Source organism: Streptomyces sp. NPDC002156 (assembly GCF_053593675.1).
This window is the reverse complement of sequence record NZ_JBSFDA010000036.1, coordinates 12,922-33,672: the sequence shown is the minus strand read 5'-3', so window position 1 is coordinate 33,672 and position 20,751 is coordinate 12,922. Positions and strand designations below refer to the sequence as shown.

At 69.1% G+C, this 20,751-nt stretch carries 19 protein-coding genes and 2 pseudogenes; 6 read left to right on the top strand and 15 right to left on the bottom strand.

The annotated features are described in order from the left end of the window. Positions 1–184: 184 nt before the first annotated feature. Together ACWCRB_RS17395 and ACWCRB_RS17390 are read right to left on the bottom strand one after the other, a co-directional pair. Positions 185–991, bottom strand: coding sequence for a hypothetical protein (locus tag ACWCRB_RS17395; protein ID WP_450996892.1), 807 nt, complete (start codon positions 989–991; stop codon positions 185–187). Between the two features lie 67 nt (positions 992–1,058). After that, positions 1,059–1,142: pseudogene (locus tag ACWCRB_RS17390) on the bottom strand (helix-turn-helix transcriptional regulator); the annotation flags it as partial. 130 nt (positions 1,143–1,272) lie between these two features. Between ACWCRB_RS17390 and ACWCRB_RS17385 the strand changes: the two are divergent. From ACWCRB_RS17385 to ACWCRB_RS17375, 3 genes are all read left to right on the top strand, one after another. Further along, positions 1,273–1,536, top strand: coding sequence for a CopG family transcriptional regulator (locus ACWCRB_RS17385; protein WP_359229798.1), 264 nt, complete (start codon positions 1,273–1,275; stop codon positions 1,534–1,536). Further along, complete coding sequence (locus tag ACWCRB_RS17380; RefSeq protein WP_450996869.1) at positions 1,533–1,946, top strand: DNA-binding protein; 414 nt, start codon at positions 1,533–1,535, stop codon at positions 1,944–1,946. The genes ACWCRB_RS17385 and ACWCRB_RS17380 overlap by 4 nt, the downstream gene beginning before the upstream one ends. A 484-nt stretch (positions 1,947–2,430) precedes the next feature. After that, a complete protein-coding gene (locus tag ACWCRB_RS17375; RefSeq protein ID WP_450996868.1) occupies positions 2,431–3,372 on the top strand; it encodes a serine protein kinase RIO in 942 nt (313 codons plus the stop codon). Positions 3,373–3,379: 7 nt separating this feature from the next. On the opposite strand, the pseudogene ACWCRB_RS17370 reads toward ACWCRB_RS17375, so the two are convergent. The 6 genes and pseudogenes from ACWCRB_RS17370 to ACWCRB_RS17345 all read right to left on the bottom strand — a co-directional run. Continuing rightward, positions 3,380–3,798 (bottom strand): annotated as a pseudogene (locus ACWCRB_RS17370) (helix-turn-helix transcriptional regulator); the annotation flags it as partial. Positions 3,799–3,874: 76 nt separating this feature from the next. Continuing rightward, positions 3,875–4,660, bottom strand: coding sequence for a DUF1963 domain-containing protein (locus ACWCRB_RS17365; RefSeq protein ID WP_450996867.1), 786 nt, complete (start codon positions 4,658–4,660; stop codon positions 3,875–3,877). A 93-nt stretch (positions 4,661–4,753) separates the two neighbouring features. Beyond that, a complete protein-coding gene (locus ACWCRB_RS17360) occupies positions 4,754–5,140 on the bottom strand; it encodes a hypothetical protein (protein WP_450996866.1) in 387 nt (128 codons plus the stop codon). Positions 5,141–5,186: 46 nt separating this feature from the next. Beyond that, entirely contained in the window at positions 5,187–5,321 is a 135-nt protein-coding gene (locus ACWCRB_RS17355) for a cytochrome P450 (protein WP_235474847.1), read from the bottom strand. A 32-nt stretch (positions 5,322–5,353) separates the two neighbouring features. Next, a complete protein-coding gene (locus tag ACWCRB_RS17350) occupies positions 5,354–6,514 on the bottom strand; it encodes a LacI family DNA-binding transcriptional regulator (RefSeq protein ID WP_450996865.1) in 1,161 nt (386 codons plus the stop codon). A 167-nt stretch (positions 6,515–6,681) separates the two neighbouring features. Beyond that, positions 6,682–7,713, bottom strand: coding sequence for a hydroxyacid dehydrogenase (locus ACWCRB_RS17345; protein WP_450996864.1), 1,032 nt, complete (start codon positions 7,711–7,713; stop codon positions 6,682–6,684). Between the two features lie 323 nt (positions 7,714–8,036). Here ACWCRB_RS17345 and ACWCRB_RS17340 point away from each other — a divergent pair, with 323 nt between their 5' ends. Genes ACWCRB_RS17340 through ACWCRB_RS17330 form a run of 3 tightly spaced genes read left to right on the top strand, consistent with a single transcriptional unit; the run spans position 8,037 to position 11,190 of the window. Beyond that, positions 8,037–9,365 carry an ABC transporter substrate-binding protein gene (locus tag ACWCRB_RS17340; RefSeq protein WP_450996863.1) on the top strand — a complete coding sequence of 443 codons (1,329 nt, stop codon included), beginning with the start codon at positions 8,037–8,039 and terminating at the stop codon, positions 9,363–9,365. 11 nt (positions 9,366–9,376) lie between these two features. After that, a complete protein-coding gene (locus tag ACWCRB_RS17335; RefSeq protein WP_450996862.1) occupies positions 9,377–10,261 on the top strand; it encodes a carbohydrate ABC transporter permease in 885 nt (294 codons plus the stop codon). Beyond that, complete coding sequence (locus ACWCRB_RS17330) at positions 10,261–11,190, top strand: carbohydrate ABC transporter permease (protein WP_450996861.1); 930 nt, start codon at positions 10,261–10,263, stop codon at positions 11,188–11,190. Before ACWCRB_RS17335 ends, ACWCRB_RS17330 begins: the two co-directional genes overlap by 1 nt. 66 nt (positions 11,191–11,256) lie before the next feature. Here ACWCRB_RS17330 and ACWCRB_RS17325 read toward each other — a convergent pair whose 3' ends face one another. From ACWCRB_RS17325 to ACWCRB_RS17295, 7 genes are all read right to left on the bottom strand, one after another. After that, positions 11,257–12,246 carry an ABC transporter substrate-binding protein gene (locus ACWCRB_RS17325; protein ID WP_450996860.1) on the bottom strand — a complete coding sequence of 330 codons (990 nt, stop codon included), beginning with the start codon at positions 12,244–12,246 and terminating at the stop codon, positions 11,257–11,259. A gap of 78 nt (positions 12,247–12,324) precedes the next feature. Continuing rightward, entirely contained in the window at positions 12,325–13,089 is a 765-nt protein-coding gene (locus ACWCRB_RS17320; RefSeq protein WP_450996859.1) for an amino acid ABC transporter ATP-binding protein, read from the bottom strand. Then, on the bottom strand, positions 13,086–14,099 hold the full coding sequence (locus ACWCRB_RS17315) for an amino acid ABC transporter permease (RefSeq protein ID WP_450996858.1): 1,014 nt from the start codon (positions 14,097–14,099) through the stop codon (positions 13,086–13,088). Before ACWCRB_RS17315 ends, ACWCRB_RS17320 begins: the two co-directional genes overlap by 4 nt. Positions 14,100–14,232: 133 nt before the next feature. Continuing rightward, positions 14,233–14,730 (bottom strand): GNAT family N-acetyltransferase, encoded by a 498-nt coding sequence (locus ACWCRB_RS17310; protein ID WP_450996857.1) that lies wholly within the window; start codon positions 14,728–14,730, stop codon positions 14,233–14,235. Beyond that, a complete protein-coding gene (locus tag ACWCRB_RS17305) occupies positions 14,727–15,866 on the bottom strand; it encodes an LLM class flavin-dependent oxidoreductase (protein ID WP_450996856.1) in 1,140 nt (379 codons plus the stop codon). Before ACWCRB_RS17305 ends, ACWCRB_RS17310 begins: the two co-directional genes overlap by 4 nt. 348 nt (positions 15,867–16,214) lie before the next feature. Then, a complete protein-coding gene (locus tag ACWCRB_RS17300; RefSeq protein WP_450996855.1) occupies positions 16,215–19,019 on the bottom strand; it encodes a SpoIIE family protein phosphatase in 2,805 nt (934 codons plus the stop codon). A gap of 98 nt (positions 19,020–19,117) precedes the next feature. Next, positions 19,118–20,665: a serine/threonine-protein kinase gene (locus ACWCRB_RS17295; protein WP_450996854.1), complete on the bottom strand. Its 1,548-nt coding sequence runs from the start codon at positions 20,663–20,665 to the stop codon at positions 19,118–19,120. Positions 20,666–20,751 lie beyond the last annotated feature (86 nt).

Below are 20,751 nucleotides of genomic sequence, written 5' to 3'. Positions count from 1 at the left end.
AGACCCCGCCATCAGCGCTCCAGCTGAGGACGGGGTCTTCGCGTGTGTGCAGGCGGATGCCGTCGAAAGCAGCCCCATGACAGTGATCGCGTTGTAATAGCGTGTTGATCTTGGGCGCTCTTTCCGCACCTCAAGCTGCATAGAAGGCCTCGGTTGCGGTGGTACCGGATGCCCCGGTACACGCTCACTCAGCGTCCAGGTCGATCCCTGACAGCTCGGGGACGACCCCGAGGAAGGCAGCTACGTCAGTCAGGCCGTCTACGCGGCCTTCGAAGACCTCGATCCGTTGTGCGAAGTCGTTCGCCAACGCGTCAAGCCGTGGCTGGAGGTCGGCGTGGGAGGCAACCGTGATCGCGTCGTAGTAGTCGACGTCACTGCCGATGGTCAGGTCGACGAAGACATCCGCGTCCCTGATGACCGAGAGCAGGCTCGGCCTGGACGAGCCGGACAGTGAGGCGACGAGATCCTTCAGCCGGGCGGGGCCGGGGGCAACCGCAAAGACACTGATCTCCGAGGACGCATCCAACAGAACGACGTGCAGCAGACGAACGAGGTCTCGGGGTGTTGAGAGATTGAACAGCCCAGCGCGATTGACATCCTTCCAGGCATCTGGCCGTAGGCTACTGGCAGTTGAGCGCCCTGGGACGAAGCCGTTGTCACGCACCGCGTGCGGAGCCTCTGCTTCGATGTCGTACTCCCAGTCGACGAGTACCGGCTCACGTCCCAGAGTCTGTGCGGCCTCTTCTCGGTAGTAGGTGGGGATCGCGTATCGAGCCAGCCCCGCGGTCAGACGCCAGACCAGACCGGTGTAGACGGCCACCTCTTCCATGTTGTTGTTGTTCACCGCGTACTCGGTGAAGGGAGTCGGCTCGGGCGGCCAGTCCTGGAACAGACCCGGCCAGTGACGTGTCACGGCTGTTTGCGTGCCGGGAAGGTAGCGGTAGACATTGATGCCCTGCTCCTTCGAGCTCTGGAAGTGAAGGGGATGCACAGCCGTAATTTAGGCATGACGAAAGCCTCGGATCTCTCCGAGGCTTCGCGTAGATCTTGAGCAGCACATAGAAGGTGCGCCGGGAGATCCCGCCCAGTTCTTCGAGCATCTGCCGGACCGTGAGCAGTTCGGCCGCCTTCTCAGGTGCCATGACGACCACCGCGCTCTCTCACGGAGGCAGCCAGGAGGGCTGCGGCTCCGGGTGAGGACGACGCGCGCCTGAGATGTCGAGTCCTCAAGCCACATTCGATCCGAGGAGGATGCACGGTAGGATAGGTGGCATGAGTGAGCCTACCGGCAAGTACTCGATCACCATGCCGCGCGATATCGCCGAAGCCGCCAAGGCCCGCAGCGGCCCCTCCGGGCTGTCCGCCTACGTCGCCGCAGCCGTCGCCCGGCAGATCGAGCGGGACAACCTCAACGAACTCATCACGGTGGCGGAGGCCGAACACGGCCCCATCACCGACGAGGAGATTCAGGCTCTGCGCGACCAACTCCACCAAGCCCGGGAGCAACAGACTCCAGGTGGGGCGAACGCCGCGTGACCCCCTCCCCCGCCACCCCCGGCGGCACCCTGGTCCTCGACAGCGAAGGGCTGGCCAAGGCCGTCCTGCGTGACCGGACGGTGAGCGGCTGGCTCGCCCTCGCCCGCGCCGACGACCTGCGGGTGATCACTTCCGCAGCCACCCTCGTGGAAGTGATTCACCCACGGATCAATCGTCCGGCCCTGGAATGGACCCTGTCCCGGCTCGTCGTCGAAGCGGTCACCGAGCCCATCGCCCGTCACGCCGCCGCCCTCCTCGCCGACGCCGGTCTGCACGGTCACAAGTACGCTGTCGACGCCATGCTCAGCGCCACGGCGTTGGCCGCCCCCGGCCCCGTCACCGTCCTCACCTCTGACCCCGAGGACCTCGCTGCGCTCTGCCGCGGGCGCGTCACCGTCATCAAGATCTGACGGGTTGCCGTCTGACCGATCGAACACGAGGCCCACACCTGCATACAACCAGGCCGGCCTCGATCCACCTCTAGCAGGAAGCCCGGTGCGGCAGGAGCGGCCGTCCCGGACGTCGCGATGCATCACGTCAATGCCGCCGTTGCCGTCCTGCTGCGGGAAGTACGAGTCTCCATCCCGTTTCCAGCGGGCGTCGGGGCCCGCTCGCCCACTGCGGGTCCGGCCGGCAACGTCCGGCCAACGTCAGCCCGAACAGGGCCTTGGTCGCGCTCGGTACGGGCGGGCAAGCCTCACACCTGCGGCACTGCTGGGGTCGCTCCAAGCGAGTCGGGTTTATTCGGTTGCCGCTTCCCGTGGCCGTCCCTCAGCATGGGCGGACCACCGGGAGCTGCCCGGTGCTCCACGAGAGGAGGCGTGACCGTGACCACGACTGTCCTCGGTCTGCCCGCAGGCCGCCTCCCTCGTACCCCATGGAGCACCTCCAGCGATGTCTCACGACAATCTCTCGCAGTACCCTCAGCACCCGGTATTTCCTGACGACTTCAGCACCGACGCCTACCGTCATCACGTCCCGGCGCCGGACGAGCTGGGTGACGTCGACGAACGGTTCGTCTTCGACTTCCGTCCTTATGACGACCTTGAGGACGGCCAGCGCTGGTCGACCTGGCTCAGCGTCGAACCTCTCTGCCGAGGCCCCGAGCCGCTCCCGGACTGGGTGGTGACCTCGCAGGGCGCGATCGACACCGAGCTCGGCGTCCTCAAGACGGGCAAGGAGGCCGACGTTCATCTCGTCGAGCGCGCCGACCCGCGCGACCCCGCCGCCGGTGTGGTCATGGCGGCCAAGCGGTACCGCTCTCCTGAGCACCGGTCCTTCCACCGCTCCGCGTCCTACACCGAGGGCCGCTCGATGAAGCGGTCACGTGACGAGCGGGCCGTCAAGCGGAAGAGCACCTTCGGCAGGCAGGTCGCGGCCGGCGAGTGGGCGGTGTCCGAGTGGGGTGCGCTGGTGCGGTTCTGGGAGCTCGGGCTGCCGGTTCCCTACCCGGTCCAGATCGACGGCACCGAGATCCTGATGGAGTGGATCACCGTCGTCGACGAGGAGGGCTCCGTCCAGACCGCGCCCCGGCTCGCCCAGACCCGGCCCTCGCCCGAGCTGTTGGCGGCTTACTTCGAGCAACTCACCGACGCGCTCGCGACGATGGCGCAGAACGGCGTCGTGCACGGCGACCTCTCGGCGTACAACATCCTGGCCGCGGGCGAGCGGCTGGTCGTCATCGACCTGCCACAGATCGTCGACCTGGTCGGCAACCTCAACGGGATGAACTTCCTCCAGCGCGACTGCGCCAACATCTGCGGCTGGTTCCGCTCACGGGGCCTCGATGTCGACGAACACGCGCTGTTCTCGGAACTGATGGCTCACGCCTTCTGAACCGGCTTCACTCCGAGTCGGTGGCGAACTGGTCGGTGCCCAGGACCGTCAGCAAGGCGAGTTTTTCGTGGCTTTCTGTGCCTGGGGTCGCCGTGAAGATGAGGAGGGACTGGCCCTGGTCCGGGTCCAGTAGGAGTTGACAGTAGAGGGCCAGTTCGCCCACCTGGGGGTGGATGAAGCGTTTCGTTTCGCTCCAGCGGCGGCCCACCTCGTGGCGCTCCCACAAGCGGGCGAACTCCTCGCTGGTGCGTCGGAGGAGGTCCGCCAGGTTTGATGCCGGCCCGCGAGCAGGAACAGGTGGTCGCGTTCGTCGGGGGTCAGACGTAGGCTGCGGGCGATCGCCGCGATCATCTGCTCCGACGGTTGCGGGCCGTCGCCGCATTCCAGGCGGGCGAAGTAGTCGGCGGACATGGTGCACATTCCGCTACGCGCCGATGGGCATGGCCTCCGTCCAGGAGTGAGCGCCGGAACCCCACCGAACTACGGCCGGCCAGAGCCTGGATCAGGTCTGCTGCTCGTACTGGAGGCCGTCGTACCGTCGGGCTGCTATGTCCTCCCTGGTGCCCACGATCAGGTTCATGGTGCATACGTCGTAGTCGATCGCCTGCCCGGCCAGCTGCGCGAAGAGTACGAGTTCGCCCTCGTCCGGGGCCATGTCCCACGGGTCGGAGTACCCGCCGATCTGTATGCAGACGCCGGGGTGTTGTCCGCCGTAGGCCAGGTCGAGTACGGCTTCCTCGAATCGCTCCAGGGTCTCCCCGGCCCCCTCACCCTCCCCGTCCAGGAACGCCTCGGTCTCCGGGCCTCCTTCCCAGTCACCGTCCAAGCTCAGTCCCGGCACGGCGTACAGGGTGCGTGGTTCGTAGACCGTGGTCTGCATGGGCTCGCCCTCCCATTCGTACGTCGCGGCGCGCTCCGTCATGTGTGCTCCGGCAGGGACATGGAGCACCGCGGCCGAGTCGGGCGGGTACGAGATCTCCGAGAAGAGCAACAGGTGGCCGTCGGCGGGCAGTTCGATGTCCAGGACGTCCTGGGGCAGGGCCGCGCAGTCGACGCTCAGTACGAGCGGCGATCGCCCTTCGGGCCAGTCCACCCCGTCCGGCAGTGCGGGGAGCCCGCCCGTTCGTGCGGCGGGGCGGGCGCTTTCCTGCCGGGACGCGGGCAGTTCCCGGTGCTCCACCAGGTAGACGCACGGCCGGGTCTGGGCCAGCAACTCCCGTGCGACGGGGCCGGGAACGCCGTACTCGGCCGCCGTCTTGAGAAGGAGTGCTTCGTCGATCGATGTCATGCCCGGGATCGTGCCATGGGCCACTGACAACGTGTCATGCGGCAATGTGTCACGGGGGAATGTGTCATGCGGTTCGCCAACAGCCCTGCCGCGTCAGTCCGTTCCGGACTTGTGCAGCATCTGGGCCACCAGCAGGGCTCCGCCGGCTGCCGCCCCTACCGCTCCCGCGGTCAGGAAACTCCGGTTGGCACGCCAGGACAGTACCGACCACCGCGACTGCGCAGAGAACAGCGAACCGATGCTCAGCCACGACCCGGTCGAGATCAGCGACAGGGAGGAACCGATCGAGCCGACCGACAGCGCGCTTCCGATCGAACCGATCGACAGGGCCGAACCGACCGACCCCACGGACAACACCGACCCCACCGAGCCGATCGACAACACGGAGTCCTGTGACCACAGCGACAGCACTGAACCAGAGGTGGCGCATCCATCACCAGAGGTGGCGCATCCGTCCGAGCGTGCGGGCAGTTTTGTCATGGGCTCATCTTGCCGCTGGTCGCCGCTGTTCCGCGCGGTTTCGGGGTCACGTCGTACCGAGCGTCACCTCCATCCGGGCGAAACCGCGTGTCACCAGCTGGTCCCGGTAGGTCGGCGGGGCCGCCAGGGACAGGTGGGGGAAGCGGCTCAGGAGGACGGGTACCGCTGTCTCCACCTGCATTCTGGCCCCTCAAACGGCCCCCCATCACCCCGTCACCCCCGGCCCCTCCGCCCCCGCACGGCCCGCCCCGTCCGCCCCTCCCCCGGCGCCCGCACCGACTGCCGGATCACCAGCTGCGTCCCCAGGATCACGTGATCGCCGCCGGCCGCGCGCCGTTCCCCGTCCAGCGCCAGCCGTACCGCGGTGCGCCCCAGGTCCTCGTACGGCACCCGGAGCGTGGTCAGTGACGTCGACAGGTCGGCCGCGAAGGGCACGTCGTCGAAGCCCATGATCGAGACGTCCCCGGGAACGTCGAGCCCCGACTCGCGCAGTGCCGCCAGTACGCCCGTGGCCACCATGTCCGTGCCCGCGAAGACCGCGGTGAACTCCAGGCCCGCCTTCAGCGCGTCCCGCATCCGGTCGTACCCCGAGGCGCGGGTGTAGGTCCCCGGGATGTCCAACTCCTCGGCGTACGGCACCCCGTGGGCGCGCAGTGCCTGGAGGTAGCCCGCCCGGCGCTGTTCGGCCGTGCTCATCGCGGGGTCGCCGCCCAGGTAAAGGATGCGGCGGTGGCCCGCGCTGAGCAGGTGGTCGCCCGCCTGGAAGGCGCCGCCCCTGTTGTCGTACTCGACGACGGTCACCGGGAGGTCGCCCGGCAGGGGCGGGCGTCCGCACAGCACCAGGCGGGAGCCGACCGCGTCCAGGGCCCTGGCGTACTCGGCCATGCGTTCGTGGTACGCCTCGTCCAGAACCGCGCCGCCCACGAGGATGACCGCCGCCGCGTGCTGTTCCCGCATCAGCTGGACGAGGTCGTGCTCCCGGTTCTGGTCACCGTGGGTCGTGCAGACGAGGCTCAACCGGCCCCTGGCGGCGGCCTCCTGCTCGACTCCGGAGGCGACATCGGCGAACGACGGGCCGATGATCTGCTCCATGACGAGGGCGACCGGGCCGGCCACCCCGCCGGACAGTGCCTTGGCGTGGACGTTCACCACGTAGTGCAGGGACTCGACGGCCGCCATGACGCGGGCCCGGGTGGCGGCGGAGACGGGGTGGCTGCCGGCCAGGGCCCTGGAAACGGTTGCCACCGAGACGCCCGCCTTGGCCGCGACATCGCGGATCGTGCTGGGCCGGTCGCCGTCGGCCCCGTTCCGTCTGCGCTTGCCCGACGTGGCGCGAGGGCCCGATTTCCGGGCTTCGGTTCCGTTCTCCGTCACGTTCCGACGTTACTGCATCGCCGGTGTGCCGACCGGTGGCTGTGCAGCAACTCCCTCCCCTCCTGATGAAAACGATTACGCCCAGCCCCCGCGCCAGCATCCGGGCCAGCGCCCGAGCCAGCCCTCGACCCAGCGCCCGCGCCCCAGGCGAAACCCCCGCCCCACACCTACGCGCTCCTCGCCAGATCGCTCCGCCGCACCCGATGCCCGAGCGGCACCCCCGCGCCGAGCAGTTCCAGCTCGTCCACCACCGTCCGACCGAGCCGCGCGAGTTCATTGCCCAGGGACCCTGCGATGTGCGGGGTCAGGAACACGTTCGGCAGGTCGTACAGCGGGGACCCCGCGGGCAGCGGCTCCGGTTCGGTGACATCGAGCACCGCGCCCAGCCGCCCGGAGACCAACTCCCCCGTCAGCGCGTCGTGGTCCACCAGGGCGCCCCGGGACGTGTTGATCAGGACGCCGCCGTCCGGGATCAGCGCGAGGCGTTCGCGGTCGAGCATGCGGTACGTCTCCGGGATGTCCGGGGCGTGCAGGGTGACGATGTCGCTGGTGCGCAGCAACTCCTCCAGGGACAGGGATGTCGCACCCAGCGACCGGGCCTCCTCCGCGTCCACGTACGGGTCGTACAGCGTCGCCGTCAGTTCGAACGGGCGTAGCAGTTCCAGTACCCGGCGGCCCACCCGTGAGGCCCCGATCACGCCGACCCGCCGGCCGAGGTTGCCCACGCGCGCGTAGTCGGCCGGGGCCGGGTAGACCCGCTCGCGGCGGAAGCGTTCGCGCAGGCCGAACGCGTCCTTGCCGGCGAGGAGTACGGCGGCCAGGGTGTACTCGGCCACCGGGAGGGCGTTGGCCTGTACCGCGCTGGAGACGGTGAGCCCGCGCTCCCAGACGGCGTCGCCGAGCAGGCTGCGGACGCTGCCCGCGGCGTGCAGGACGGTGTGCAGCCGGGGTGCGGCGGCCAGGGCGTCGGCGCCGATGTGCGGGCAGCCCCAGCCGGTGATCAGTACCTCCGCCTCGGCCAGCGCGGCGGCGGCTCCCGGGTCGGTGAAGTCCTGGACGACCAGCGTGGGGTCGATCCGCACCAGTTCCCGCAGCCGTTCCATCAGGGCGGGCGGGAAGAGTTCGGGCAGGTGCACCGGGTCCATCGCGAACAGGGCGACCGGGAGACGTGGTGCGGGCACGGACTGCACGGGGGGCATGGGACTCCTGGTTCGGTGCTGGACGCGCACCACGGGTGTGGGATGTAAACGTATTCCAAGCTAGGACCGGTTCTCCGAGTCGGTCAATGCCCCCGAGGGAGATGTGATCACGCGGCCGCCACTCTCCAGAACTGGTACGGAAGAGGAAACCCCAGGTCATCCATGCCAGTTCGTAACCCGTCGGCAAGGTGTGTGAAACAGAAATCGGACGACCTCTTGCTTCTCGGCCATACCCGGGCCTACCGTCCAGCACGGCAAACGGTTACATCCCTGGCCTCGCGGCGACACCCGGCGATACCTGGTGCTACCTAAGGAGCACGCTCATGTCCGTCAGATTCAGGCGCCCCGCCCTCGCCGGAGTCGTCTGCGCTCTCGCGCTCACCGTCTCCGCCTGCGGCGGGTCCGGTTCAGGTGACGACGCCTCGGGGTCCTCCGGTCCGGTCACCCTCGACTTCTGGGGCTGGGCCAACGGCCAGGAGGCGGTCGTCAAGGCGTTCAACGCCTCGCACAAGGACATCCAGCTGAAGTACACCAAGGTGACCGACCAGTTGACGATGCAGAAGCAGCTGAGCAACGCGGTCAAGGCCGAGAACGCACCCTGTCTGCTGCAGAACACCGGTGAGTACGTGACGAGTTGGGTCGCGCAGGGCGCGCTGGCCGACATCACGAAGTACGTCGAGTCGAGCAAGGACAAGTTCAACCCGGGCTCGTGGGCCGTCGGCCAGGTCCAGGGCAAGGTCTACGGCGTACCGACCGCCTCCGCACCGGCGTTCACGATCTACCGTACGGACATCTTCACGAAGTACGGCCTCAAGGCCCCGGCGACCTGGGACGACTTCATCGCGGCGGGCAAGGTGCTCGACAAGCACGGCATCAAGATCACCAACTACGCCGGTGAGGACCCCAGCACCCTGGAGGTGCTGGCGATGCAGGCGGGCGCCCACTGGTACGCCATCGACGGCGACGCCTGGAAGGTGGACTTCCAGGACGCGGGCAGCCTGAAGGCGGCGAAGGTGATCCAGGACATCATCGACAACGACCTCAACTCGAAGCTGTCCTTCGCCGACTACGCGGCCGTGCAGCGCAACTTCGACAAGGGCGGCACCGCGACCCGGCAGATCTCCACCTGGCAGATGTCCGGGATGGTGCAGAACTTCACCGACTCCTTCGGCAAGTGGGCGCTCGCGCCGTGGCCGACGTACAAGGGCGAGGCCGCGAAGACCCCGGCCGGGACCAACCAGAGCGGCAACCTGACGCTGGTGTCCCAGCAGTGCGAGCACCAGGAGCAGGCCGCCGAGGCCGCGTTGTGGATGTCCACCGACTCCGGCGCGGTCAAGACGATGGCGAGCCCGGAGACCGGCAGCGGAGTGATGCCGGCGCTGGCCGACAGTGACGCGTACGTCCCCGAGGCGATCTCCGAGAAGCTGCTCGGCTCGAACTACCAGCCGGCGCAGCAGATCGTGAAGGACAGCCTGTCGACCGTGACCACCGACTGGACCTTCGGCCCCGACTGGACCGCGATGTTCTCCGAGCTGCAGAGCCAGTGGGGCCAGGTGGTCGGCAAGAAGCAGACGGTCACCGAACTCCTCGCGCACATGCAGGAGTGGACGGTCAAGGATCTGAAGTCCCGCGGTATCAACGTCAAGGGCTGAGGCACATCCCGATGATTCGCTCACTGCGCTGGAAGGGCGCCGCCTTCACGGTGCCCTTCCAGCTCGGCTTCGTCTTCCTCTATCTGCTGCCGATCGGGTACGCCGTCTACCAGTCGCTGTACCGGTCGCAGTCCTCCGGTCTCGGCCTGGGCGGCACCACCGACGAGTTCTCCGGCCTCGACAACTACCAACAGGGCCTGACGGACCCGAAGTTCATGGGTTCCGTGCTGCGGGTGGTGCTGTTCGCCTTCGTGCAGATCCCGGTCATGCTGGTGGTCAGCCTGGTGCTGGCGCTGCTCCTGGACTCGCTCACGGCCAAGGCGGCCGGCCGGTTCCGGGTCATGCTGCTGGTGCCGTACATGATCCCGGGTGTGGTCGCCGCGCTCGTCTGGATCAACCTCTACAGCCCAGACGTCGGCCCGCTCACCCCGCTCGGCCACCTCTTCGGGCTCGACTGGAACTTCTTCGCGCCGTCGATGGTGTGGCCGTCCATCGGCAACCTGCTGACCTGGCACGGCATCGGCTACAACATGGTCATCATCTACGCGGCGCTGCAGGGCGTTCCGCGTGAGCTGTTCGAGGCCGCGCGGCTTGACGGCGCGAGTGAGTGGCGTATCGCTACGAGCATCAAAGTCCCGTTCGTACGGGGGGCGTTGGTGCTGACCGGCATGCTCTCGATCATCCAGATGCTGCAGATCTTCAACGAGCCCGCGCTCTTCCGGAACATCACCCCGCAGACGGTCGACGACAGCTTCACGCCCATCATGATCATCTACAACCAGGCGTTCAACGCCGGCAACTACCACTACGCCGCCGCCCTGTCGGTCCTGCTCGCGCTGATCCTCGGCGTCGCCTCCTTCCTCTTCTACCGCCTGACCTCGAAGGAGACCGACTGATGGCCACCACCACGACCAACACCGCCGACTCCTCGAAGCAGTCGTCCCAGGCTCCTGCCGCGCGGCGCCTGGGCCGGCCTGATCCCAGGGCGCGTTCGCGCGGCGGACAGCGGTTCGTGCTGGTCGGTCTGGTACTGGCCAGCGTGTACAGCCTGTTCCCGGTGTACTGGCTGATCATCGCCGCCACCAAGGACCGTACGGGCCTCTACCAGTCCAACGGCCTCTGGTTCTCCGGCTGGCACCTCTGGGACAACCTGCATCAGGTGTTCACCTACGAGGACGGCATCTTCCTGCGCTGGACGGCCAACTCGTTCCTGTACGCCGGTGTCGGCTCCCTCGGCGGCACGCTGATCGCCCTCGCGACCGGCTACGGCCTGGCCCGCTTCGACTTCCCCGGGCGCGGTGCGGTGTTCGCGGCCGTGGTCGGCTCGTTCCTGATCCCGATCGCGCTGCTCACGCTGCCGCTGTATCTGCTGTTCTCGGAGATCGGGCTGGTCGACACACCGTGGGCGATGCTGATCCCCTGCCTGATCAACCCGTTCAGCGTGTACCTCGCCAAGGTGTACGTCGAGGCGACGATCCCCTTCGAACTCCTGGAGGCGGCCCGGATCGACGGCGCCGGGGAGCTGCGGATCTTCTTCAGCATCGTGCTGCGGATGATGACGACGGGCGGCGCGACCGTCTTCCTGCTCGCCTTCGTCAACACCTGGAACGCCTTCTTCCTGCCGCTGACCGTCCTGCGCGGCGAGGAGAACTGGACGCTCAACCTGGGCCTGTACAACTGGTCCGGGAAGCGTGCGGAGTCCGGTGTCGACCTCACCAGCCTGGTCCTGACCGGTGCGCTGCTCTCCATCGTCCCGATGGCGATCATGATGGTGGCGATGCGTCGGTACTGGCGTACGGGCGTCACCATGGGCGCCCTCAAGTGACCCTGATCAACGGCCACTTGAGGGCTCTTCTCCGAGCTGCTGCTCTTCTCCGGGCTACTTGTTCGGCTACTTGTTGGTCTTGGGCAGTCCCGGCGGGTTGATCTCCGACTTGGTCACGGCCTCGTCGGACAGGCCCCAGCGCTCCAGCACCTTGGCGTACGTGCCGTTCTCGATGATCTCGTCGATCGCGGCGGCGAGCGGCTTCACCAGCCCGCTGTCCTTCTTGGTGGTGGCCGCGATGAGGCCCTGGAGGGTGGCGCCGGCGCCTGAGTAGGTGCCGACGACCTCCGTCTTCCCGGTGGCGGCAGCGTGGTAGGCGGCGGTCGGGTTGGGGCCGAGGTAGAGGTCGATACGGCCGGACTGGAGGGCGAGATAGGTGTCGCTGTCGTTCTGGTAGTACTTGATGTCCACCGGCTTGAGGCCGGCCTTCTCGTCCTCCTTGCTCCACTCGATGAGCAGCTTCTCCTGGTTGGTGCCGCTGCCCACGGCGATGGTCTTGCCCGCCACGTCCTCGGGCCCGGTGATCTTCAGACCGCTGCCCTTCTTCGCCTCGAAGCCGAGGTTGTCCTCGCGGTAGGTGGCGAAGTCGTACTTCTCCTTGCGTTCCTCGGTGACGGTGATGTTGCTGAAGCCGACGTCGTACTTGGCGCTGTCGAGGCCGACGAAGATGTTCTCCCAGGAGACGGTGTTGAAGTCCGGCTTGAGGCCGAGCACTTCGGAGACGAGGTGGGCGAGGTCGGACTCGACGCCGATCCTGGTCTTGTTGTCGGTGGCGTAGAAGCCCAACGGCGCTGCGCTGCCCGAGGAGTAGACGATCTCCAGGGTCCCTCTCTCGCGTATCTTCGCGGGCAGTTGGGCGGCTATGGAGTCGACCTTCTCGGTGGTGACCCGGTTCTGGTCGGGGCTCAGGTTGATCTTCGTACCGCTGCCTGCGCCCTTCGTGGCCGCGACCTCGGTGGTCCCGCCGTCCGAGGGGTTCGCGCAGGCGGCGAGGACCAGGGCGGAGACGAGGCCCAGGGCGGCTGCGGTGGATCGGCGAGCGAGGGTGTTGGACACGGTCGTACTCCTTGAGTGGATATCAATGCCGGTTGGAACAAGGGCGGTTCGGAGAGCGGCGGTTCAAAGAGCCTTGGTTCAGAGGACCTTGGAGAGGAACGCGCGCGTTCGTTCGTGCTGCGGGGCGTCCAGGACCGCCGTGGGCGTGCCCTGTTCGACGACGAGTCCGCCGTCCATGAACACCACGGTGTCGGCGACCTCTCGGGCGAAGCCGATCTCGTGGGTCACGACGATCATGGTGGTGCCGGTGCTGGCCAGGTCCTTGATGACGTCGAGGACTTCGCCGACCAACTCCGGGTCGAGGGCCGAGGTGGGCTCGTCGAAGAGGAGCACCTTCGGTTCGAGGGCGAGTGCGCGGGCGATGGCGACGCGCTGCTGCTGGCCGCCGGACAACTGGCGTGGATAGGCGGCCTTCTTGTCCGTCAGGCCGACCCGTTCGAGGAGGCGTTCGGCGGTGGCTACGGCCTCCTTGCGCGGGCGGCGCAGCGCGGAGACGGGGGCCTCGACGAGGTTCTCCAGCACGGTGAGATGCGGGAACAGGTTGAAGTTCTGGAACACGAACCCGATGTGGGTGCGCTGCTTCAGTACGTCCTTCTCGCGCAGCTCGTGCAGTTTGTCGCCGGAGCGGCGGTAGCCGATCAGCTCGCCGTCGATGCTGATCCAGCCGCGGTTGACCTTCTCCAGGTGGTTGATCGTGCGCAGCAGTGTGGACTTGCCCGAGCCGGACGGGCCGAGGATCACGGTCACCTCGCCGGCCCTGACCTGGAGGTCTACGCCGCGCAGCACTTCCAGCGGGCCGAAGCTCTTGTGTACGCCCCGGACGTCCACCATGACGTCGTTCATGGCTTGTCTCCCGCGAGGTTCAGGGGTCCGACGGGCTGGGTGCGCTGGGCCGCCGCGGTGCGCAGGTCGCGTACGAAGCGGCGTACGCGCTGGAGCGGGGTGGGTGGTGGGGTGCGGTTGGCGCCCCGGGCGTAGTGGCGCTCCACGTAGTACTGGGCGACCGTCAGGAGGGAGGTGAGGACGACGTACCAGGCGGTGGCGACCAGCAGCAGCGGGATCACCCGGCCGTTGCGGCCGTAGATCACCTGGACCTGGTAGAAGAGTTCGCCGATCGCCATCACGTAGACCACCGAGGTGCCCTTGAGGAGGCCGACGATCTCGTTGCCCGCGGTGGGGAGGATGGCGCGCATGGCCTGCGGGAGCACGATCCGGCGGATCTGGCGGAGCCGGGGGATGCCCAGCGCGGCGGCGGCCTCCAGCTGGCCGTGGTCGACCGCGATGACCCCGCCCCGGACGATCTCGGCGGCGTACGCGGCCTGGTGCAGCGTCAGTCCGATGATGGCGGCGCCGATGGTGCCGATCAGGGTGTTGCTGTCGACGGACCAGAACACCGGGCCGAAGGGGATGCCGACGCCCAACCGGTCGTACAGGGCACCGAGGTTGAACCAGAAGACGAGCTGGACGATCATCGGGATCGACCGGAAGATCCAGATGTAGGTCCAGGCGACGGTCTGCAGGACCGGGCTCCGGGAGAGGCGCATGAAGGCGAGTACGGCGCCGAGGAGGAAGCCCAGCACTGTTGCGTAGGCGGTGAGTTGGAGGGTTACGCCGACTGCCTGGACGATCGTTTCGGAGAGTACGTAGTCGGCGAAGACGTTCCATTCCCAGACGGGGTTGGTGATCAGGCCGTGCGTGAATTGGGCGGCCAGGACGAGTACTGCGGCTGCTGCTGCCCAGCGGGCGTAGTGGCGTACGGGGATGACTTTTAGGGAGGCGGGGTCCTCCGGACGGGGCGAGGGTGGGGTTTCGGTGTCCCCGGGTGGGGCGGTGGAGTCGGTGGTGATGCCCATCGTGGGTTCCTGTCCGGGGTCGAGGGGTGAGGGGTGGTTGGGCTTGGTGGTTTGGCTACCGGCCGGTGGGGGCTTGTCGCGCAGTTCCCCGCGCCCCTGTCGGGGCGCTGGCGCGCACCCTCATCCGGTCGGCTCAGGGAGTCGGGCCTGCCGTCAGGTGCTTCTCGAAGGGGAGTTTGCCGATCGATTCCGGGTCGGCTCTCGTGTCGAACAGAGGGGTGTAGCCCGTCGTCAGGTAGAGGGCTCGGGCCTCGGGCTGGCGGGGGCCCGTCGTGAGGTAGATGCGGTGGTAGCCCCTGGTCTCGGCCTCGTGTTCCAGTTCCTCGACCACCCGGCGGGCCAGGCCTCGTCTCCGGTGGGACGAGTGGGTCCAGATGCGTTTCAGCTCTGCCGTGTTCGTGTCGTATTTGCGGAACGCGCCGCCTGCGACCGGCTCGCCGTGTTCCAGGAGGAGGAGCAGGACTCCGCCGTACGGGGCCGTGAACTCCTCGTCGGGGTAGCGGGCCAGTTCGGCGTGGGCGTCCTTGCCGTAGCGGGTGGAGTACTCGTCTCCGAGTTCGCGCAGCAGCGGCTCTACGAGGGGGTCGGCCACGGTGACCTGACGTACCGTCAAGTCGGTTGCCGTGGTCATCCGTTCACCGCCGATGCCAGTACCCGCGCACCCCGTGCCGCCCGTTCCGCGTCGCGCTTGGCGACCTCCTCGCGGACGATCGGGATGACGTGCCGGCCGAAGTCGATGGCATCGCCCAGCAGGTCGTAGCCGCGGGCGGAGAGGATGTCGACGCCGAGGTCGTAGTAGTCGAGGAGGGCCCGGGCCACGGTCTCGGGGGTGCCGACCAGGGCGTTGGAGTTGCCCGCGCCTCCGGTGGCGGCGGCGGTCGGGGTCCAGAGGGCGCGGTCGTAGCGCTCGCCCGCCTCGGCGATGGCGATCAGGCGCTGCGAGCCTGAATTCTCGGGCTGGGCCTGGCTGTTGTGGCGCTTGCTGATCAACTCGCCCCGCTCCTTGCGGGCGTTGATCGCGCCGACCGTGCGGTGGGCCTTCTCCCAGGCCAGTTCCTCCGTCGGGGCGATGATCGGGCGGAACGCCACCTGGATGCGGGGGACGTCGGTACGTCCCGCTGCTTTGGCAGCGGCCTTCACGGCCTCGATCTGCTCGGCGGTCTTGTCCAGGGGCTCGCCCCACAGGCAGTAGATGTCGGCCTCGGCTCCCCCGGCGGCGTACGCGGCGGGCGAGGAGCCGCCGAACGAGACGTTCGGGCGCGGCTGTTGGACCGGGAAGACGTCGCTGACGAAGTCGTGGAAGCGGTAGTGGTCGCCCTCGTGGTCGAAGGACTCGTGGGTGGTCCAGATCTTCTTGACGATCCGGATGTACTCACGGGTGCGGGCGTACCGCTCGTCCTTGGTGAGGGTGTCGCCCTCGCGGCCCTGCTCCTGGTCGTTGCCGCCGGTGATGAAGTGGACGGTCAGCCGGCCCTCGCTGATCTGGTCGAGGGTGGCGAACGTCTTGGCGGCGAAGGTCGGGTAGGAGACGTTGGGGCGGTGGGCCAGGAGGATTTGGAGACGGTCCAGCTTGCTCGCGATGTACGCGGCGGCGGGCGCGGGATCCGGCGATCCGGAGCCGTAGGCGAACAGCACCCGGTCCCAGCCGTGGTCCTCGTGCGCCCGGGCGAGCCGGAGCGTGTAGTCCCTGTCGAAGGCTGCGCCGGAGCGCGGGGTGGTCTCGGAGCCGTCGTTGGTCGCGGCGATGCCAAGGAATTCCACGGGCATGGGAAACGGCCTTTCTCGGGTTCCCCTGAGCCGTCCGGGCAGGACGGAACAGCCCTGCGTACGGCCGAAGTTGACGGCTCGTCAGGAGAGGCGGAGGCGCGGGGGAACGAAGGAGGGCGAGGGAGCGCGAAGAAGAGAGAAGAAGAGAGGAGAGGAAATGGGCCGGTCAGACGGCCCTGTGCCGAGTCAGGCGCGACACGCGGCGGAGCACACTCGACAGAGGTCGATGTGGCCGCGCGTAACCAAGCGCTGCTGCTGGGCATCCATGCGAACAATTGAGCAGTACGGCTCGCCGTACGTCAACCATTGCCCGGATGCCGGACAACCGGACCAGATCGTGGGATCGGGTCACGGCAGGCGCTGTTCGGTCCAGATGATCTTGCCGTCGGCCGTGTAGCGGGTGCCCCAGCGCTCGGTGAGCTGGGCGACGAGGAAGAGGCCCCGGCCGCCCTCGTCCTCGGTGCGGGCTCGGCGCAGTCGCGGTGAGGTGCTGCTGCCGTCGGAGACCTCGCAGATCAGCGCGCGGTCGCGGAGCAGCCGGAGCTGGACCGGGCCGGTGGCGTGCCGGAGGGCGTTGGTGATCAGTTCGCTGGCCACGAGTTCGGTGGTGAAGGCCAGTTCGTCCAGACCCCAGGCGGTGAGCTGGTCGATGACGGCCGCGCGGGCGTGCGAGACGAACGCCGGGTCGCGCGGCACCGGCCACTGGGCGACCTGGTCAGGACCCAACGCGTGGGTACGGGCGACCAGCAGGGCCACGTCGTCGCTCGGCCGGGCGGGCAGCAGGGCGTCGAGGACGGCCTCGCAGGTGTCCTCCGGTGCCCGGTCGGCACAGGCCAGGACGGTGCGGAGGCGGTCCAGGCCGATGTCGATGTCCCTGAGCCGGTCCTCGATCAACCCGTCGGTGTAGAGCACGAGTTGGCTGCCCTCGGCGAGTTCCAGCTCGACGGTCTCGAAGGGCATCCCGCCGAGTCCGAGCGGCGGTCCCGGCGGCAGGTCGACGAAGTCCACGGTGCCGTCGGGGCCGACGACCGCGGGGACCGGGTGCCCGGCGCGGGTGAGGGTGCAGCGCCGGGACACCGGGTCGTAGACGGCGTACAGACAGGTCGCGCCGATGATTCCCGAGTCCTGGTGGGTGTTCTCGACGGCCCAGCCCTCGCCCCGGTCAAGGCGTCCGACCAACTCGTCGAGGTGGGTGAGGAGTTCCTCGGGGGCCAGGTCCAGCGCGCAGAAGTTGTGCACGGCGGTGCGCAGCCGGCCCATCGTCGCGGCGGCGTGCAGCCCGTGCCCGACCACGTCGCCGACGACGAGTGCCACGCGCGCGCCGGAGAGCGGGATGACGTCGAACCAGTCGCCGCCGACCCCGGCCTGCGCGGGCAGATAGCGGTAGGCGACCTCGACGGCGTTCTGCTGGGAGCGGCCCCGGGGCAGCAGGCTGCGCTGGAGGGCGAGGGCGGTGTTGCGTTCGCGGGTGTAGCGGCGGGCGTTGTCGATGCAGATCGCCGCGCGTCCGGCCAACTCCTGGGCCAGGGAGAGGTCGTCGTTCTCGAAGGGCTCGGGCCGCTCGGAGCGGTAGAAGCCGACCGAGCCGAGGGTCGTGCCCCGGGCGCGCAGCGGCACGGTGATCAGGGAGTGGATGCCCGCCCGCAGGATCCGTTCGCCGCGTACCGGGTCCTGGGCGATCCAGCCACCGTCGACGGTCAGCGCCGGTTCGAGGACTGGCTTGCGGCTCTCCAGCGCGCGGGCCTGCGGGGTGGACGCGATGTACCGGACCTCGTCGCCGACCCCGTACAGCCAGGACTCGTCGTGCACGGCGCCCAGCGCGACCCGGCGCAGCGGGGTGTCCGCGCCGAGGTGCCCCGGTTCCTCACCCCTGAGCACGGAGTCGGGCAGGTCGACGGCTGCGAAGTCGGCGAAGCGGGGGACGGCGACCTGCGTGAGTTCCTCGGCGGTCCGGGTGACGTCCAGGGTGGTGCCGATCCGGACGCCTGCGTCGTGCAGCAGTTCCAGCCGTCGGCGGGCCAGTACGGCGAGCCGCCCGACGCCGGGTTCACCGACAAGGAGCAGCCATGCGTCGGTGTCGGTTGGTTCCGGCGCCGGGGGCGCTTCGGGGACTGCGCGCAGGACGACGGGGGGCTTTCGGGCCGGCCGCGGCACAGGTGGGACATCCACGGCCGGGGTGTGGCGCAGGCGCGGGCCGCCGAGGACCCGGGCCTCGACGACCACTCCCGTCTCGCCCGCAGCGCCCTCGACCTGGCGGCGCAGAAGGGTGGCGGTACGGCCGCCGGACAGCAGGACCTCGTCGAGGGTGCGGTGCGGGGCAGCGATCAGGGCCTCGGCCTTCTCGCGCAGGACCGCGAGGTCGATGGGGCCGAGGACGACGCCGTCGGGGGCGGCTCCGTGGTTCGCGGCCAGGTGCAGGGACTGGGGCTCGGCCTGGGACGGATGCCGGGGCTCGGCCGGCCATCCGCTCCCGTGCGTGCCGTGGTCGGCCCGGCGGTACGCGGTGAGGAGCGCCCGCTCCCGCTCCGTGGCCTGCTCCAGCAGCCGCGTCTCGATGTCCCGGGCGGCCTCCCGTACGAGCCGCATCATCGCGGGGTCGCCGTCGTCGTGCAGACAGGTCAGATCGAGGACGGCCTCGATACGGCCGCTGAGGGGGTTGCGGATCGGGGCGCCCGCGCAGGCGAACGGTTGCAGACAGTCGGCGAAGTGCTCACGGCCCGCGACGTAGACGGGGCCGCGCCCGGCGAGGGCGGTGCCGACACCGTTCGTACCGGCGGCCCGTTCGGAAGCGTCGAACCCGGGGGCGAAGCTGACGCCGTCGAGGCGGTCGCGGAGCGTGCGGTCGCCGCCGTAGCGCTCGACCATCCTGGCCTGGGCGTCGCAGAGCGCGACGGTCGTGTTCAGCTCGGCGAGCGATGCGGTGAGGCGCTCCAGGACGGGCTCGGCGGCATGCAGGAACCGGTGGTCGAGCGCCAGGTCGGGGGCGTACGGGATCAGCAGCCGGTCCGGCTCGACCCCCGCGTACCGGCACCGCTTCCATGAGTCGAGCACCGAGTCCCGGACGTCCGAGTCGACCCGCGCACCGGCCAGAAACCGTTCATGGGCGTCTACCAGCCCACCGATGGCGTCCCAGGCGACGGACAACGGGATCACTTCCCTCAGGCGCTCTCCACTGTAGTCCTCGCAACCCTTTTGTGGTACGGATCACAGCGGCATCGCGCCCTCGCACCCGAGCCCTCACACCCGAGCCCTCACGACCGTGGTCGGAAGTACGCCCCCGTCGACTCCTCCCCGGTGACCGTGGCCACGCAGCGCATGACGCGCAGTCCGTCGGCGTACTCGGTCGCCGTGGGCGGGAGCACGTCGATGATCCAGCGGGCGGGGTCGATGTCGAGGGCCTTGTCGCTCTGTCTGGACGCGGCGAGGACCTCGCGGGAGCAGAGTTTGATCACGTCCGGGTGGTTGATCAGTTCCTTCTGGTTGTTGGTCATCCCGTCTGACGGGAGCGGGGCTATCGCGAAGGTCTCCCACGGGTGCGACACCAGGCAGTCGGAGCGGTTCACGCTGACGATGCCGACGTTGACGACCATGCCGCCCCAGCATTCGGCGGTCGTGGTGCAGCGGCCTCCCACGCCCTCGACACCGGCCGCCGGACAGTCCTCGGTCGTCGTCGGCACACCGAATCCGGCGTTCGCGGCCTGGGCGGACGCGCTCGCCCCGCCCGTACCGGAGGCGGAGGCAGAGGGTCCGGCGGTGGACGCCTTGGAGGTCGACGGCGGCAGGTACTGGTGCGCGACCGTCCCGCCCGTACCGACGACGACCACCCCCACGACCGCGACGGACACCTGCAGCCGCCCCTTCTTCTTGCGCTCGGCGGCGGCAGCGGACTGCGGGACTGTGGTGGGCGGGGCGGCGGGCTGCGGGACGGTGGGGGCGAAGGTGGGGACGAAGGCCGCGGTGCGGGTGCCCGGGGCGTCCTCCGTCAGGTCTACGGCGGCCAGCGCGTCCCTGAGTGCCGCCGCGCTCGGCAGCCGGTCGGCCGGGTCCGGGGCCATGGCGTGGCGGAGTACCTCGGTGAGGCGCGGGCTCACTCCGGGGAGGTCCGGCAGCGGCCAGTCGTGCCGGACGATGACCTCCGCGATGCCGAGGCTGCCCTGCGCCGGGAAGTGCGGGGGCCTGCCGTGGACGAGGGCGTAGACCGTCGCGGCGAGGGAGTACACGTCCCCGGCGGGCGTGGGCTCGGCCAGCCGGAACGCCTCAGGCGGGGCGAACGCGGGCGTCAACGCCTCGCGGGTGGCCGACAGTTCCTGCCCGGGGCGGGGCATCGCGGCCAGCCCGAAGTCGGCGAGGCCGACATTGCCGTACCGGTCGATCATGATGTTGCCGGGCTTGATGTCGCGGTGCAGTACGCCGCCGGCGTGGGCGGCGGCGAGCGCGTCGGCGATGCGTACGCCGATGTCCCGTGCCTCGGCGGCCGGGAGCGGGCCGTGCTGGTGGAGCCGGTCGCCGAGCGAGCCGCCGGGGCACAGCTCCAGGACCATGTACGGGCGGCCGTTGTCGAGCACCCCGGCGTCGTACACCGCGACCACGTGCGGGTGGCCGGAGAGCTGGCCGGCCGCCGTGACCTCGCGCAGGAAGCGCTGCCGGTCGCGGTCGGTCGCCAGGACGCGGCTGTCCATCTTGAGGGCGACCTCGCGGCCCACGGCCAGTTGGCGGGCCCGGTACACGGTGGCGAACCCGCCCTGCCCGAGGACCTCGACGACCTCGTAACCGGGCACGCCCGTACGTTCGAACTGCATGTTGCCGTACTCCCCCACCAGCGAGGCGTGTTGAGAGCGCTGAGAGTAGTGCACCGAAAAGTCCCGGGCGCTCCCGGTCTGGTCGA